15 protein-coding genes are annotated in these 14,448 nt (G+C 69.6%); 3 read left to right on the top strand and 12 right to left on the bottom strand.

What is annotated here, in order from left to right:
- Window positions 1-2 precede the first annotated feature (2 nt).
- The 6 genes from A6A29_RS08580 to clpB all read right to left on the bottom strand — a co-directional run bounded on the left by A6A29_RS08580 (window position 3) and on the right by clpB (window position 6,266).
- Window positions 3-1,232, bottom strand: a complete 1,230-nt coding sequence (locus A6A29_RS08580) for a hypothetical protein (RefSeq protein WP_073719407.1) — start codon at window positions 1,230-1,232, stop codon at window positions 3-5.
- Window positions 1,233-1,257: 25 nt separating this feature from the next.
- Window positions 1,258-1,956: a hypothetical protein gene (locus A6A29_RS08575; RefSeq protein WP_073719406.1), complete on the bottom strand. Its 699-nt coding sequence runs from the start codon at window positions 1,954-1,956 to the stop codon at window positions 1,258-1,260.
- A 31-nt stretch (window positions 1,957-1,987) separates the two neighbouring features.
- Entirely contained in the window at window positions 1,988-2,281 is a 294-nt protein-coding gene (locus A6A29_RS08570) for a hypothetical protein (RefSeq protein ID WP_073719405.1), read from the bottom strand.
- 66 nt (window positions 2,282-2,347) lie between these two features.
- On the bottom strand, window positions 2,348-2,650 hold the full coding sequence (locus A6A29_RS08565; RefSeq protein WP_073719404.1) for a WXG100 family type VII secretion target: 303 nt from the start codon (window positions 2,648-2,650) through the stop codon (window positions 2,348-2,350).
- A 319-nt stretch (window positions 2,651-2,969) separates the two neighbouring features.
- Window positions 2,970-3,527, bottom strand: coding sequence for a YbjN domain-containing protein (locus A6A29_RS08560; RefSeq protein ID WP_073719403.1), 558 nt, complete (start codon window positions 3,525-3,527; stop codon window positions 2,970-2,972).
- A 153-nt stretch (window positions 3,528-3,680) separates the two neighbouring features.
- Window positions 3,681-6,266: an ATP-dependent chaperone ClpB gene (gene clpB / locus A6A29_RS08555; protein WP_073719402.1), complete on the bottom strand. Its 2,586-nt coding sequence runs from the start codon at window positions 6,264-6,266 to the stop codon at window positions 3,681-3,683.
- Window positions 6,267-6,577: 311 nt separating this feature from the next.
- Here clpB and A6A29_RS08550 point away from each other — a divergent pair, with 311 nt between their 5' ends.
- A complete protein-coding gene (locus tag A6A29_RS08550; RefSeq protein ID WP_073719401.1) occupies window positions 6,578-6,979 on the top strand; it encodes a pyridoxamine 5'-phosphate oxidase family protein in 402 nt (133 codons plus the stop codon).
- 105 nt (window positions 6,980-7,084) lie between these two features.
- On the opposite strand, the gene A6A29_RS08545 is transcribed toward A6A29_RS08550, so the two are convergent.
- Both A6A29_RS08545 and A6A29_RS08540 read right to left on the bottom strand, forming a co-directional pair.
- A complete protein-coding gene (locus A6A29_RS08545) occupies window positions 7,085-7,402 on the bottom strand; it encodes a (2Fe-2S)-binding protein (protein ID WP_073719400.1) in 318 nt (105 codons plus the stop codon).
- Window positions 7,399-7,719: a hypothetical protein gene (locus tag A6A29_RS08540; RefSeq protein ID WP_198953037.1), complete on the bottom strand. Its 321-nt coding sequence runs from the start codon at window positions 7,717-7,719 to the stop codon at window positions 7,399-7,401. Before A6A29_RS08540 ends, A6A29_RS08545 begins: the two co-directional genes overlap by 4 nt.
- Window positions 7,720-7,829: 110 nt before the next feature.
- On the opposite strand from A6A29_RS08540, the gene A6A29_RS08535 reads away from it, so the two are divergent.
- Window positions 7,830-8,831 carry a helix-turn-helix transcriptional regulator gene (locus A6A29_RS08535; RefSeq protein WP_198953027.1) on the top strand — a complete coding sequence of 334 codons (1,002 nt, stop codon included), beginning with the start codon at window positions 7,830-7,832 and terminating at the stop codon, window positions 8,829-8,831.
- Window positions 8,832-8,961: 130 nt separating this feature from the next.
- Here the strand turns inward: A6A29_RS08535 and A6A29_RS08530 are convergent, their stop codons facing one another.
- The 4 genes from A6A29_RS08530 to dnaK form a co-directional block, all read right to left on the bottom strand.
- Window positions 8,962-9,408, bottom strand: a complete 447-nt coding sequence (locus tag A6A29_RS08530) for a heat shock protein transcriptional repressor HspR (protein WP_073719397.1) — start codon at window positions 9,406-9,408, stop codon at window positions 8,962-8,964.
- A 1-nt stretch (window position 9,409) separates the two neighbouring features.
- Window positions 9,410-10,591 (bottom strand): molecular chaperone DnaJ, encoded by a 1,182-nt coding sequence (gene dnaJ, locus A6A29_RS08525; RefSeq protein ID WP_073719396.1) that lies wholly within the window; start codon window positions 10,589-10,591, stop codon window positions 9,410-9,412.
- Between the two features lie 93 nt (window positions 10,592-10,684).
- Window positions 10,685-11,335 (bottom strand): nucleotide exchange factor GrpE, encoded by a 651-nt coding sequence (grpE, locus tag A6A29_RS08520; RefSeq protein WP_073719395.1) that lies wholly within the window; start codon window positions 11,333-11,335, stop codon window positions 10,685-10,687.
- Window positions 11,332-13,179: a molecular chaperone DnaK gene (gene dnaK, locus A6A29_RS08515; protein WP_073719394.1), complete on the bottom strand. Its 1,848-nt coding sequence runs from the start codon at window positions 13,177-13,179 to the stop codon at window positions 11,332-11,334. Before dnaK ends, grpE begins: the two co-directional genes overlap by 4 nt.
- A gap of 654 nt (window positions 13,180-13,833) precedes the next feature.
- Here dnaK and A6A29_RS46325 point away from each other — a divergent pair.
- On the top strand, window positions 13,834-14,388 hold the full coding sequence (locus tag A6A29_RS46325) for a sugar transferase (RefSeq protein ID WP_385732377.1): 555 nt from the start codon (window positions 13,834-13,836) through the stop codon (window positions 14,386-14,388).
- Window positions 14,389-14,448: the final 60 nt, after the last annotated feature.

Raw genomic sequence — 14,448 nt, 5'->3', positions numbered from 1 at the left:
GATCAGGTCGATCCCTCCACGTAACCGGGGTCGTGCGTGACCGTGCTCTTCGACCCGTTGGGGACGGCGGTGTTGATCGCCCAGGCGAGGCCGGCCAGTCCGATGAGGTTCGAGCTCTGGTCGAGCCACCCCGCCGTCTTCGTCCAGATGTTGGTGATGCCCGGCAGTCCCTTGATGATGTCCGGCGTCTTGAGCCCACCGGGAAGGTTCTTCACGATGTTCACGATCAGGTCGCCCGGGTTCTTGAACCCGGTGAACGACTTGATGGTGGGGATCACGGTCTTGATGTTGATCTGTATCGTCTTGAGGTTGCTCGTGACGGACTTGAGGGTGTTCGCGATCCCGCCCAGATTGGCGATCTTGATCAGGCCGACGCCGCCGAGCACCAGCCCCAGGCCGCCGAGGACCATGTCGAGCACATCCCACTCGCCCGACTGGATGCTGTCGACGATATTCATGATGAAGGGGATGGCGGCGGTGACCAGACTGGCGATCGTCAGGATGAGCCCCAGGCCCTGAAGTCCGGGGATGAGCATGGCGATGATGCCCAGGGCCGCACTGATGAAGCCGAGCACCTTCTTGAAGATCTCCTTGATCTTCTCCCACAGGCTCTTGCCCGGGACCGCCTCGCTCGTCGCGTCGTCCAGGGCGCGGGCCGCCGTCGAGGCGTCCGTCTCGCGCAGCTCCCGCGCGTCCTCGGCGAGCATGCGGGCGGCGTCGAGATCCCGCTGGGCGCCGTCGACGTTCCCCTGCGCCGCGGACTGGTCGTTCCGGGCGTCCTCCATGGCCTGCCGCGCACTGCGCCGGGCCGCCTCGTCGTCCGGCGGGGGCGGGTCCGCCGCGTCCAGCCCGCTGATCACGGACCCCGCCGCCGCGGCGGTCTCGGTGGCCCGCTGCAGCCGCTCCTTGGCGTCCCGCCCCTCGACCAGGGCGTTGTCGGCCTTGCGCTGATGGTCCCCCAGCAGGTCGGCGTAGGTGTCCAGCGCGCGCGCCGCCTTGTCGTACGAACTGTGCAGCTTCTCCACCTGATGGGCCAGGTCCCCGAGCTTGTCCCGGAGTTTCTCCATGGCCTTGCCCTCGCCGAGCTGACCGTTCTTCAGGCCGCTGACGATGGGGAGCGCCTGGTCCGCGTCGTCGGCGACGGACCGGTACCGGCCCGCGAGCCTCCCGAGCATCTCCGCATCGCCCGGCGTCGGGTCCGAGAACCCGAAGACCGTCTCCCAGTCGGACACCGCTGGCCGCACCATTGACCCGCCCTCACTTTCCGTTCTCGTCCGTGCCCTGCGGGCTCTGTGCGGCCGGCCCGGCCGTGCCCTCGCTCCTGGCCTCCACGAAGCGCAGCGTCCCCGCGATGGCGTCGAACACCTCGAAGAACTGGTCCTTGAGGTCCACGTTGGGCGTGGAGCTGGAGACCAGCAGGTATTCGCGGCGGTTCGGTATCGGGAACAGCGTGTGCAGCAGCGCCGTGCGCACCGGCGTGCCCCGGTAGTCGATGTCCTCGACCGAGGCGATCCGCCCGACCGGTCCGACGTCCGGCAACTCCAGCAGATCCACCTCGCGCGGCGGGTATCCGCTGCTCTGCGGGTCCCCGGCCAGCATGCTCGCCCCGAACAGCACATCGGCCAGATCCGCCGCCTCGTCCTCGGGCACGGGCATCCGCAGCACGACGGACGTGGCGCTGAGCATCGAGTCCCCGCCGGGGAACCTGACCATCCCCGACGCCTGGAGCGCTCCCCGGGCGTAGGCCTCGCGGGCCGTTCGGCGGGTGTCGCGGACCAGGCCGTCGAGCCGCTCGCGGGAGAGTTGTGGAACTCCCTTCGCCTGTTGCTCGATACGGCGGCGGATGGACGCGTCCCGGGTGCTCGGGTCGAGGTCCAGATGCCACCAGGAGCCGGGGAAGCGCAGCTTGTAGTGCGCGGGCGCCCCCGTAGCCCGGTCCGTGACCGGATGCGTCATGACGCATGTCCCTTCTGCCTGCAGGCTCTTGTCACGCCTTGGATTTGTCCAGCGTCTTGACGGTCTCGTCGTCCGTCTGCGTGAAGGCGTCGGAGATCTTCTTCGTGTTCTCGGAGAAGACCTTCACGTTCTCCTGCACCTTCTCGTGGCCCCTGCCCCATGCGCTGTCGAAGTCGGCGAGGGAGTCGGCGAGCTTCGCGTCGCCCACCTCTTCCTTCGATCCGATGTCGCTGAGCCGTGCGGTCTTGTTGATCCGCTCCCCGATGTCCTCAAGCGACTTGACCGTCTCGTTCAGGTCGTCGAGGGGGATGCTGATGCGGGTCATCGGTTGCTCCTCCCGTGCCACCGCCCGGTCCCGCCGCGGAAGGGCGGGACCGGACACAGGGGCACATCAGCCGATGGAACCGGAGGTCTGGTCGTCGGTGTCGACGAACGCGTCGGCGACCTGCTTGATGAACTCGCTGACGCCCTGAAGGCCCTCGATCGCCTTGTCGGTGCCGTTCTTGTACTCCTCCCAGAACGGACGGAACTTGGTCTCGGAGCCCGGCGTCGCGTAGGCCGCCTCGACCATCTCGTCCATCTTGGTGTTGGCCTCGTGGAGGCTCTGCTGCATCAGTTCCTTCTGGTGCTGCAGCCAGGTCGAGGCCTCCCGCATCTCTTCCGGGCTGATGTTGATGTTGCCGTTGGCCGCCATGTCGGCTCCTTCTCTCGTTCCGGGTCGCCGCGGCCGCTGAGCCGCGCACACCGGGCTGTACGGGGCACCCGGCGGGGCGGTTCACGCCTGTTGCGGAACAGTGACGAAAGTGGCGGGCCCGCGCCCTGATCAGGCCCCCATGGCGCGCAACGGCCCATCGCCCGCGCCGACTCCGCGGGGCCGGTGCGGTGCGGGGCCGGCGCGGTGCGGGCCAGGCCGGTGCGGGCCATGCCGGCCGGTGCGGGCGGACATGACAGAGCCCGGCCGGTCGGGGACACGCGTGTCCCTGTCCGGCCGGGCTCCCGTTCGCGGGGGCGGCTCAGCCCTCGGCGGGCGTGTCGCCCTCGGCCTTCTCCTCGGCCTTGTCCTCGGCCGGCTCCAGGCCCAGGCGCTCCACGAGCCACTTGTCGAACTCGATCGAGGCGCGCACCCAGCTGACGGTCGAGGAGACGAAGTGTTCCAGGCTGACGCCGGTGCCGATGAGCATCTGTGCCTCACCGATCAGCCGGACGGAGCCCGCCTCGCCCTCCTCGCCCTCGTGGGCGTGCGTGTAGACCTTCGGCCACAGGGTGCGGCGGTTCCAGTCGTCGATCGCGTCCAGGAGGACGGGACGCTGGTCGAGGGCGTGCGGGCGGTCGTAGAACGTACGGACCGAGAAGACCTGCTGCTCGTCCTCGCCCCGGAACATGAAGTACGTCCGGAACTCTTCCCACGGCGCCGCGAGGTCGCCCTCGTCGTCGACGACGTACTTCAGCTCCATCTGCTCCAGGAGCTGCTTGACGAGGTCCTGGTCAGGGACGACGGGGCCCTCCGGTCCTGCCGCCTGCGGTTCGGGCTGGCCCCCGAAATTAGGAATCGAGGACGGATCGATGCTCACCGTTATTTCCCTTCGTGATGGTTGCGGCCATCCTCCCCCATGGCGGGCGGGGCATGGCAAGCCCCGGCGGCCCCGATCCGCCACAAGCTGACACGCGGCCGGTGCGGACCGGGCCCGCCGGGGTCCGGGTGGCCGGGATGTCCGGCCGGGATGTTACGAGGCGCGGCCGACGCTCAGCCCGTCGTCGGCCCGGTCCACCAGCACGGTGTCGCCGTCCGTGATCCCGCCCGCGAGGATCTCCTTCGCGAGCCGGTCCCCGATCGCCGTCTGGATCAGGCGGCGCAGCGGCCGGGCTCCGTACGCCGGGTCGTTGCCCTCCTCGGCCAGCCAGGCCAGTGCCTCGGGCGTGACGTCGAGGGTGAGCCTGCGGTCGGCCAGCCGCTTGGCGAGGCGGCCGATCTGGAGCCCCGCGATGTGCGAGAGCTCGTCGCCGGACAGGGCGGAGAAGACCACGATGTCATCGAGCCGGTTGAGGAACTCCGGCTTGAAGGACGCCCGTACGACATCCATGACCTGCTCCTTCTTCACCTCGGGCTTGACCAGGGGGTCGACCAGGAACTGGCTGCCGAGGTTGGAGGTCAGGATCAGGATGGTGTTGCGGAAGTCCACCGTCCGGCCCTGGCCGTCGGTGAGCCGGCCGTCGTCGAGGACCTGGAGCAGGACGTCGAAGACCTCCGGGTGGGCCTTCTCCACCTCGTCCAGCAGGACGACGCTGTACGGGCGGCGGCGGACCGCCTCGGTGAGCTGGCCGCCCTCCTCGTAGCCGACGTAGCCGGGCGGCGCGCCGACGAGCCGCGCGACGCTGTGCTTCTCGCCGTACTCGCTCATGTCGATGCGGATCATGGCCCGCTCGTCGTCGAACAGGAAGTCGGCGAGCGCCTTCGCCAGCTCGGTCTTGCCGACCCCGGTCGGGCCGAGGAAGAGGAACGAGCCGGTCGGGCGGTCCGGGTCGGCGATCCCGGCGCGGGTGCGCCGTACCGCGTCGGAGACCGCCTGCACGGCCTCCCGCTGGCCGATGAGGCGCTTGCCCAGCTCCTCCTCCATGCGCAGCAGCTTCTGGGTCTCGCCCTCCAGCAGCCGTCCGGCCGGGATGCCGGTCCAGGAGCCGACGACATCGGCGATGTCGTCCGGGCCGACCTCCTCCTTGACCATCGTGTCCTTGGCGGCCTCCTGCTCGGCCTCCGCTGCCTCCTCCAGCTCGCGCTCCAGGCCGGGGATCTCCCCGTACAGGAGCTTGGAGGCGGAGTCGAAGTCGCCGTCGCGCTGGGCGCGCTCGGCCTGGCCCCGCAGTTCGTCGAGCCGTTCCTTCAGCTCACCGACGCGGTTGAGGCCCTCCTTCTCCTTCTCCCAGCGGGCGGTGAGGCCGCGCAGCTCCTCCTCCTTGTCGGCGAGGTCGCGGCGGAGCTTCTCCAGGCGCTGCTTGGAGGCGGCGTCGGTCTCGTTCTTGAGGGCCAGCTCCTCCATGCGCAGCCGGTCGACGGCGCGCTGGAGCTCGTCGATCTCGACGGGCGAGGAGTCGATCTCCATGCGCAGCCGGGACGCCGCCTCGTCGACCAGGTCGATGGCCTTGTCGGGCAGGAAGCGGGAGGTGATGTAGCGGTCGGAGAGCGTGGCCGCGGCCACCAGCGAGGAGTCCGCGATCTGGACCTTGTGGTGGGCCTCGTAGCGGCCCTTGAGTCCGCGCAGGATCGCGATGGTGTCCTCGACGGACGGCTCGGCGACCAGGACCTGCTGGAAGCGGCGCTCCAGGGCCGGGTCCTTCTCGATGCGCTCGCGGTACTCGTCCAGCGTGGTGGCGCCGACCATCCGCAGCTCGCCGCGGGCCAGCATCGGCTTGAGCATGTTGCCCGCGTCCATGGCGGAGTCGCCGCCCGCTCCGGCGCCCACGACGGTGTGCAGCTCGTCGATGAACGTGATGATCTGGCCGCCGCTCTCCTTGATCTCGGAGAGGACGGTCTTCAGGCGCTCCTCGAACTCGCCGCGGTACTTCGCGCCCGCGACCATCGCCCCCAGGTCGAGGGAGACGAGGCGCTTGTTCTTCAGGCTCTCGGGTACGTCGCCCTTGACGATGCGCTGGGCGAGACCTTCGACGACGGCGGTCTTGCCGACACCGGGCTCACCGATGAGCACGGGGTTGTTCTTCGTGCGGCGGGACAGGACCTGGACGACGCGGCGGATCTCCTGGTCACGCCCGATGACCGGGTCGAGCTTGCCCTCGCGTGCGGCGGCCGTGAAATCGGTGCCGAACTTCTCCAGCGCCTTGTACTGGCCCTCCGGGTCCGGTGTGGTCACCCGGCGCCCTCCCCTGCTCGTCTCGAACGCGTCCAGCAGCTTCTTCGCACTGGCCCCCTGCTCACCGAGGATCTCACCGGCACGGCCGCCCCTGGCCGCGATGCCGATCAGCAGATGCTCGGTGGACAGATACTCGTCGCCGAGCTCCTTGGCCTGCTGCGCGGCGTCCGCGATGACCGCGAGGAGCTCACGGTTGGGCTGCGGCGGCGCGACGGTGGACCCGGTGACGCTGGGCTGTGCGGCGAGCAGCTTCTCGGTCGCGGCGCGCACGGCGACCTGGTCGGCGTCGACGGCGGCCAGCAGGTCGATGACGTTCTCGTTGTCCTCGCCCTCCAGCAGCGCGAGCAGCAGATGCCCGGGGGTCAGGTCGGCGTGCCCGTCCTTCACGGCCCTGCTGGTGGCCGCGTTGAGGGCGTCCCGGCTCTTGTTGGTCAGCTCGGCGTCCACGTGCGCTCTCTCCTCCTTGCGGTGGTGCTTCTCGGGTCCGGCGGGGGACCGGGCGGCGCCCGGTCCCTATTGACTCAATCAAGGTGTACAAAGTTGAGTCTATTCCACTCAAGCCTGAAGACGTACCTCGGCCTGTGACGACTTCGGCCCGAGGACACATATCCACGCCCGGGCACCGCCGGTCCCGGCCCCGGTCCGGTCCGCCTCCGGCCGCCCCGGCGCTGATCCGTTCCGGGCCCTGATCCGAGTGAACCGTTCGCCACCCCGGCCCGCCACCGCAGCACGCCCCCTCGGGCGCCTACGCTTCGGGCATGCCCGACGTACGCGATCCCAGCCCCGAGTACCTGGCCTTCTGGCGCGAGCGCCATCTGTGCACCCTGACGACGCTCCGCCCGAACGGCACCCCGCACGTGGTGCCCGTCGGCGTGACGTACGACCCCGAGGCGGGGCTCGCCCGCGTCATCACCAACAAGAACAGCCGCAAGGTCGCCAACATCCTGGCCGCGGGCCCGGACGGGGCACGGGTCGCCGTCTGCCAGACGCACCGCGCCCGCTGGGCGACGCTGGAGGGCCGCGCGACGATCCGCATGGACCAGGAGAGCGTCGACGACGCGGTACGCCGTTACACGGAGCGCTACGAGCGCACGCCGAAGCCCAGCCCGGACCGGGTCGTCATCGAGATCGCCCTGGACCGGGCACTCGGCAGGGCCTGAGCCGGCCCGCGACGGAACAGCACAACGGCGCCACCGTGTTCAGGTCACGGTGGCGCCGCTGTGTGGGGGAAGCGCCTGAGCGATAGGGAACGACGGGGGAATCGCTCAGGCACTGCGGGGGGTGGCGGAGATGGCTTCTGTTTCGAACAGCTCATGATCACGCTGGTCGAGATTGACGAAAATCATGCCGTACCTCACGGCACAGCGGACCGGCTGCGGGGCACCGCGGGGCCGACGGAGACAGCGATAGGCGCGGACGCCCTCGTCCTCCTCCATCACCACGACGATCGGCTCTCCGAACAGGGTGACCATCAACGAATCGCCACGGTGGGGGAGTGCCGTGAGCAGATCGATGAAATGCCACCCTGAGCGGTACGCCGTGGCCATTTCCCGCCGGAAGGTGCGGTCGTCCGGGGGGATCATGCCCGCGCCGTCGCTCGTGGCGCGATGTCCCACACCAGATCGGGCGGGGCCACGTCCCGGGCCTGCGCCGGCTTCGATCCGACCGGCGCCACGTCCCACACCAGGTCCGGCGGGGGCAGGGCCCGGACGTACGAGGCCTTCGCCCCGGCCGGCGCCACGTCCCACACCAGATCCGGCGGGGGTGCGGCCTGCGTCTGCGCGCCTGCCATGTCGGTGGGCGCACTGTCCCAGACCAGGTCCTGGATACTGATCGCTCCGATCGCCAGCCCAGCGGAGAAGGCCGCGGCAAGCGCCGAGCGAAGCATTTTGCTACCCATAGTCGGCTTCGTCCTCACTTCCAAGGTTTCCTCTCCCCCGCATGACAAGACGATGGCTCATTCAGGCACGTCAATGCCACAGGATCGATGCATCATGTTCCTGTAGTTTCATGTTCCTGGGGGGTGGAGAATTGACAATAAACAGCACAAATACGACACATCCCCACTCTGTCACCGCCCTGTGCGAGGAGGGGATACGGCTCTACGCCAGCGCGCTGAGCGTGGGCAAGATCGCCCGCTCCGAAGTGGCGGCCGCGCCCTGTCTGCTGGAGTTCGCCCTGCTTCATCCCGATCCGGCCGACGACGCCTGGCTCCGGCCGGTACCGCCGTCCGCCGCGCTGACGCAGCGGCTCCATCCGATCGAGCGGGAGATCCAGGCCCGCAGACAGCTCTCCGTCGAGCTGACCGACACCTTCGAACCGTTCATGGCCATCAGCGCCCAGACACCCACCACGCACGCGATCACGGTGCTTGAGGGAATCGACCGGATCAACGCCTCCATCGAGCTCGCCATGGCCGAATGCCGGTCGGAGGTCCTGACCATCCAGCCGGGCGGCGGCCGCAGCGAGGGCACCCTCAACATCGCCGTGGAGCGCGGGAACATGCTCGCCGAACGCGGCGTCGGCATGCGCTCGCTCTACCAGCACACCATCCGCCACAGCCACGGCACCCTGACGTACGCGGACCGCATGACGGCGGGCAAGGTCGAGATCCGCACCCTCGAAGAGCTCATCGAACGGCTGATGATCTTCGACCACACCGTCGCCTTCATCCCCGCCACGGACGACCGCCGAGTAGCGCTCGAACTGCGCCACCCCGGGCTCGTGCAGTACCTGGCCAAGGTCTTCGAGCAGTTGTGGAGCCGCGCCGCGCCGCTGCGGGAGGAAGTCAAGTACGAACCGACGCCCAAGGGCATCAGCGGGGTCCAGCGCTCCATCGCCCAACTGCTCGTCGAGGGCCATGTGGACGACTCCATCGCCCGGCGTCTGGGCATGAACGTCCGGACCTGCCGGGCGCACGTCGCCAAGCTCTCCGCCGCCCTGGGCAGCAGCAGCCGGGCCCAGCTCGGCTATCTGATCGCCCGGTCGGGAATCCTCGACCAGGACTCCTGAACGCCCCGGAGCGCGCCGCAGGGCCCGCCTCCCGGAAGTGGACTCCCGGGTGACGGGCCCTGCGGTTCACGTATGGGCTCCGGAGCAACGCCTCGCGGCGCCGCCCGGCCGCCTCGCAGCGCCGCCCGGCTCAGCCCTTCGGCTTCTTCGGCCGCCAGACCACCAGCGCGCTGGTCTGCTGCACGTCCTGGTACGGCACCAGATCACGGCGGTACGAGGCATGCACCTGCGCCTCGCGCTGCTGCATGGCGACCGCCGCGCCGTCCACCGCCGCCGAGAGCTCGGCGACGCGCTGCTGGAGGGCGGCGACCTGGTTCTCCAGCTCGATGATGCGTTTGATGCCGGCCAGGTTGATGCCCTCGTCCTGCGACAGCTGCTGCACGGTGCGCAGCAGCTCGATGTCGCGGGCCGAGTAGCGCCTGCCGCGCCCGGCCGTGCGGTCCGGGGAGACGAGGCCGAGACGGTCGTACTGACGCAGCGTCTGCGGGTGGAGGCCCGAGAGCTGGGCCGCGATCGAGATCACGTACACAGGTGATTCATCGGTCAGCTGATACGGATTACGTCGACGGCCGTCCATCTCAAGCTCCCTTCGCAGCCTGGAACAGCTCCGCCCGCGGGTCCTGGTCCGCGGTCGCCTTCCGGTAGGTCTCCAGCGCGTCCTTGGCCTCCTGCGGGAGGTCCGTGGGCACATCCACCTCGACGGTGACCAGAAGGTCGCCGCGGGTGCCGTCCTTGCGTACCGCGCCCTTGCCGCGGGCCCGCATCGTACGCCCGTTGGGGGTGCCGGCCGGAAGCTTCAGGGTGACCGCGGGTCCGCCGAGCGTGGGGACCTTCACCTCGCCGCCGAGCGCCGCCTCCGCGAAGGTGACGGGCACGGTGACGGTGAGGTTGTCGCCCTTGCGGCCGAAGACCGGGTGGGCGTCGACATGGACGACGACATAGAGGTCGCCGGCCGGACCGCCGCGCTCCCCCGGGCTGCCCTTGCCGCGCAGCCGGATCCGCTGGCCGTCCAGGACGCCCGCGGGAATCCTGACCTGCATGGTGCGGGCCGACTTCGCCCGGCCGCTGCCCTTGCAGACCTCGCAGGGGTCCTGGGCGATGAGGCCCCGGCCCTTGCAGTCCACACAGGGGTCGGTGAGCGAGAAGCCGCCGCCGCTGCCGCGCGAGACCTGGCCGGTGCCGACGCAGGTCGGGCAGACCCTCGGGGTGCCGTTCTTGTCGCCGGTGCCCGAACACGCCTTGCAGGGCGCCTGGCTGGACATCCGCAGCGGGACCGTGGCCCCGTCGACCGCCTCGGTGAAGCTGAGCGTCACCTCGGACTCGATGTCCTGGCCGCGGCGCGGCTGCACACGCGTGCCCGTACCGCCGCGGTTGAACAGGCCGCCGAAGACGTCGCCCAGACCGCCACCGCCGCCGAACCCGCCGGCGCCACCGGGCTGGCCGCCCCGCTGGGCGCCGCCGAAGAGGTCGCCCAGGTCGAAGTTGCCTCCCGCGCCACCGGGACCGGCGCGGAAGCCGCCGTTGCCGAAGAGGGCGCGCGCCTCGTCGTACTCCTTGCGCTTCTTGGTGTCACCGAGGACGTCGTTCGCCTCGGAGATCTCCTTGAAGCGCGACTCCGCCTTGGCGTCACCCTTGTTGGCGTCCGGGTGGAACTCGCGGGCGAGCTTGCGGTACGCCTTCTTGATCTCGGCGTCGGTGGCGTCCTTGGGGACGCCGAGGACCTTGTAGTAGTCCTTCTCGACGAAGTCCTTCGTGCTCATCGACGTCCCTCCTTCCGGACGATCGGCCGAGCGACCGGCCTGTTGGCCGGTCGCTCGGCCGGGCGGTGAGCACCGGGATGGTCGGACGGGATGTCAGACCTCCTCGGTGCCACCGCTCTCCTCGTCATCTGCCTTCTCTTCCTTCGCCGCCGCCGGCGTGGCACCCGGCTGCGGCTCGGCGACGGCCACCCGCGCGGGGCGGATGGTGCGCTCGCCGATGCGATACCCAGGCTGCAGGATCGCCACGCAGGTCGTCTCCGTGACGTCCGGCGCATAGCTGTGCATCAGGGCCTCGTGGATCGTCGGGTCGAAGGGCTCGCCCTCCTTGCCGAACTGCTGGAGGCCCAGCTTCGCGACGGTCGTCTCCAGCGATTCGGCCACCGACTTGAAGCCGCCGACCAGCTCGCCGTGCTCCCGCGCGCGGCCGACGTCGTCGAGCACGGGCAGCAGCTCGGACAGGAGGTTCGCCGAGGCGATCTCCTTGACCGTGACCCGGTCCCGCTCCACGCGGCGGCGGTAGTTCTGGTATTCGGCCTGGAGCCGCTGGAGGTCGGCCGTGCGCTCCGCGAGCGCGGTGCGGACCTGGTCCAGCTGAGCCGTCAGACCTGCTGTCTGGTGAGCATCCCCGGCCGGGGCCGCCGCCTCCTCCTCGGAGGGAGCGGCGGCCTTCGGCTCGGCGTCGTCGGAGGTGGCGCCGGAGGGGACGTCGGGCTTCTCGTCGAAGCCCGGAGTCTCCTCGGTCACGCCGCACCGCCCTTGGTGTCCTTCTCGTCGTCCACGATCTCCGCGTCGACGACATCGTCATCGGCCTTGGCCCCGTCGCCCGGCACGTCCGCGCCCGGCGTCGCGCCGGCCTCGGCGTTGGCGTACATCGCCTGGCCCAGCTTCTGGGAGACGGCCGCGACCTTCTCGGTGGCGGTACGGATCTCGGCGGTGTCCTCGCCCTTGAGCTTCTCCTTCAGCTCGCCGAGCGCGGTCTCCACCTCCGTCTTCACATCGGCGGGAACCTTGTCCTCGTTGTCCTTGAGGAACTTCTCCGTCTGGTAGACGAGCTGCTCGCCCTGGTTGCGGGACTCGGCGGCCTCACGACGACGGTGGTCCTCGTCGGCGTACTGCTCGGCCTCTTCACGCATCCGGTTGACCTCGTCCTTCGGCAGCGAGGAGCCACCGGTGACGGTCATCTTCTGCTCCTTGCCGGTGCCGAGGTCCTTGGCAGCGACGTGCATGATGCCGTTGGCGTCGATGTCGAAGGCGACCTCGATCTGCGGCACACCACGCGGGGCCGGCGGCAGACCGGTCAGCTCGAACATTCCGAGCTTCTTGTTGTACGCCGCGATCTCGCGCTCGCCCTGGTAGACCTGGATCTGCACGGACGGCTGGTTGTCCTCGGCCGTCGTGAAGATCTCGGAGCGCTTGGTCGGGATGGTCGTGTTGCGCTCGATGAGCTTCGTCATGATGCCGCCCTTGGTCTCGATACCCAGAGACAGCGGGGTGACGTCGAGCAGCAGGACGTCCTTGACCTCACCCTTGAGGACACCGGCCTGGAGCGAGGCGCCGATGGCGACGACCTCGTCCGGGTTCACACCCTTGTTGGCCTCCTGGCCACCGGTCAGCTCCTTGACGAGCTCGGCGACGGCCGGCATACGGGTCGAGCCACCGACGAGAACGACGTGGTCGATCTCGGAGAGCGCGATGCCCGCGTCCTTGATGACGTTGTGGAACGGGTTCTTGCACCGGTCCAGAAGGTCGGCGGTGAGCTGCTGGAACTGGGCGCGCGTGAGCTTCTCGTCCAGGTGCAGCGGGCCCTCGGCGGACGCCGTGATGTAGGGCAGGTTGATCGTGGTCTCGGTCGAGGACGAGAGCTCGATCTTCGCCTTCTCCGCGGCCTCGCGGAGACGCTGGAGAGCCATCTTGTCCTTGGACAGGTCCACGCCGTGCCCGTTGGCGAACTGCTTCACCAGGTAGTCGACGACGCGCTGGTCCCAGTCGTCACCACCGAGGTGGTTGTCACCGTTGGTGGCCTTCACCTCGACGACGCCGTCACCGATCTCCAGGAGCGACACGTCGAAGGTGCCGCCACCGAGGTCGAAGACGAGGATCGTCTGGTCGTCCTTGTCGAGCCCGTACGCCAGAGCGGCGGCCGTCGGCTCGTTGACGATACGCAGGACGGTCAGGCCCGCGATCTCGCCGGCCTCCTTCGTCGCCTGGCGCTCGGAGTCGTTGAAGTACGCCGGGACGGTGATGACCGCGTCGGTCACCTTCTCGCCCAGGTAGGACTCCGCGTCCCGCTTGAGCTTCTGCAGGATGAAGGCGCTCATCTGCTGCGGGTTGAAGCTCTTGCCGTCCAGGTCGATCTTCCAGTCAGTGCCCATGTGGCGCTTGACGGAGCGGATGGTCCTGTCGACGTTCGTGACTGCCTGGCGCTTGGCGACCTCGCCGACGAGCACCTCGCCGTTCTTGGCGAAGGCGACGACGGACGGCGTGGTCCTGGCGCCTTCGGCGTTGGTGATGACGGTGGGCTCGCCGCCTTCGAGAACGCTGACGACGGAATTAGTCGTGCCCAGGTCGATGCCGACCGCACGTGCCATTTCGATTCCTCCAACTGACTACTTGAGTGGATCTGACTCAAGAATGCATGACACCCGCCCCAGAGTCAACAGACCTGAGCCGCAGCGACTCAACTTAGGTGCTCACCCCCAGCGCTACCAGGACTTTCCCCGAGACGCCGACCCGTCTGAACGCGGTTCATCCCGCAGCACATCCCGCGCCACGCCCCGCGCACCCCTCGCCCCACCATCGCACCGTGGCATCGTTCTGTCACAAAATGCCGTGAGCCGGTCATAAGCGGCACACCATCGGACCTCGAACCCCGGGCGGACGCGATGCGGAACGCGAGGCAGAACCCCAGACGGCGGCGCGCGGAGCGGCAGCGGCGACCCGGCGCGTGGGGCCGGTCCGGGGCGTGGGGCCGGTCCGGTGCGCGGGGCCGGTCCGGTGCGCGGGGCCGGTCCGGGGCATGGGGCCGGTCCGGTGCGCGGGGCCGGTCCGGGGCATGGGGCCGGTCCGGGGCGTGGGGCCGGTCCGCCGACTGGGGCCGGTCCGCCGTCCGGGGCCGGTCCGCCGCGTACGGCCCCGGACGGGCACGGCCCCGACGAACGGCGACGCGACCGGCATCGCTGCGCGCGGCGGTACGTACGGCGGCGTGGACAGTCCTGGACGCGGTACGCCTCTTCACCTCCCGCGTGACGGCCAAACGGGTACTGGACCTGATGATCGGCTCGGCCCTCCTGGCCCTGGCCACCCCCGCCCTGGCGGCGGGCGCCCTCGCGCTGATGGTGAAACGCCCGCCCGGCGGCGTACTGGAGCGCCGGACCCTGACCGGTCTGCACGGCCGGGCCTTCGAACTGCGCTCCCTGCGCACCCGCAGGCTCCGGCTCGACATCCTCTCCCGGCTGCCCCACGTCGTACGGGGAGACCTCTCCCTCGTCGGCCCGACCCCGCTCGCGCCGGGCGACCCGGGGGCCGCGGGGGCCGGATCCGGGCACTGGCGTCAGGAGCTGCGACCGGGCCTGACAGGCTTGGCCCAGGTACGGGCCCGTTCCGGGATGCCCTGGGACGAACCCGATCTGCTCGACCAGCACTACGCCGAGCACCGCGGAACGGTGCTCGACCTCGTCATCCTGGCGGAATCCGTACACCGTCCGCTGCGTGCGGCGCTTCGCGGGCTCGCCCGGCGCGGCAAGGCACACCTGAGCGACACAGATCACCGCTTGCCCGGCTACAGCGTCGCGGAATAAGTGGATAGTGTCAGCACAGACTGATTAAGTTACTGCTTAGTAGTGCTGGATCCCCACCCT

The sequence above is a fragment of the Streptomyces sp. TSRI0281 genome (assembly GCF_001905125.1).
In the GTDB taxonomy this organism is placed as follows: domain Bacteria; phylum Actinomycetota; class Actinomycetes; order Streptomycetales; family Streptomycetaceae; genus Streptomyces.
Note: the sequence above shows the minus strand (reverse complement) of the source record. Positions and strands in the feature narration are given on the sequence as shown.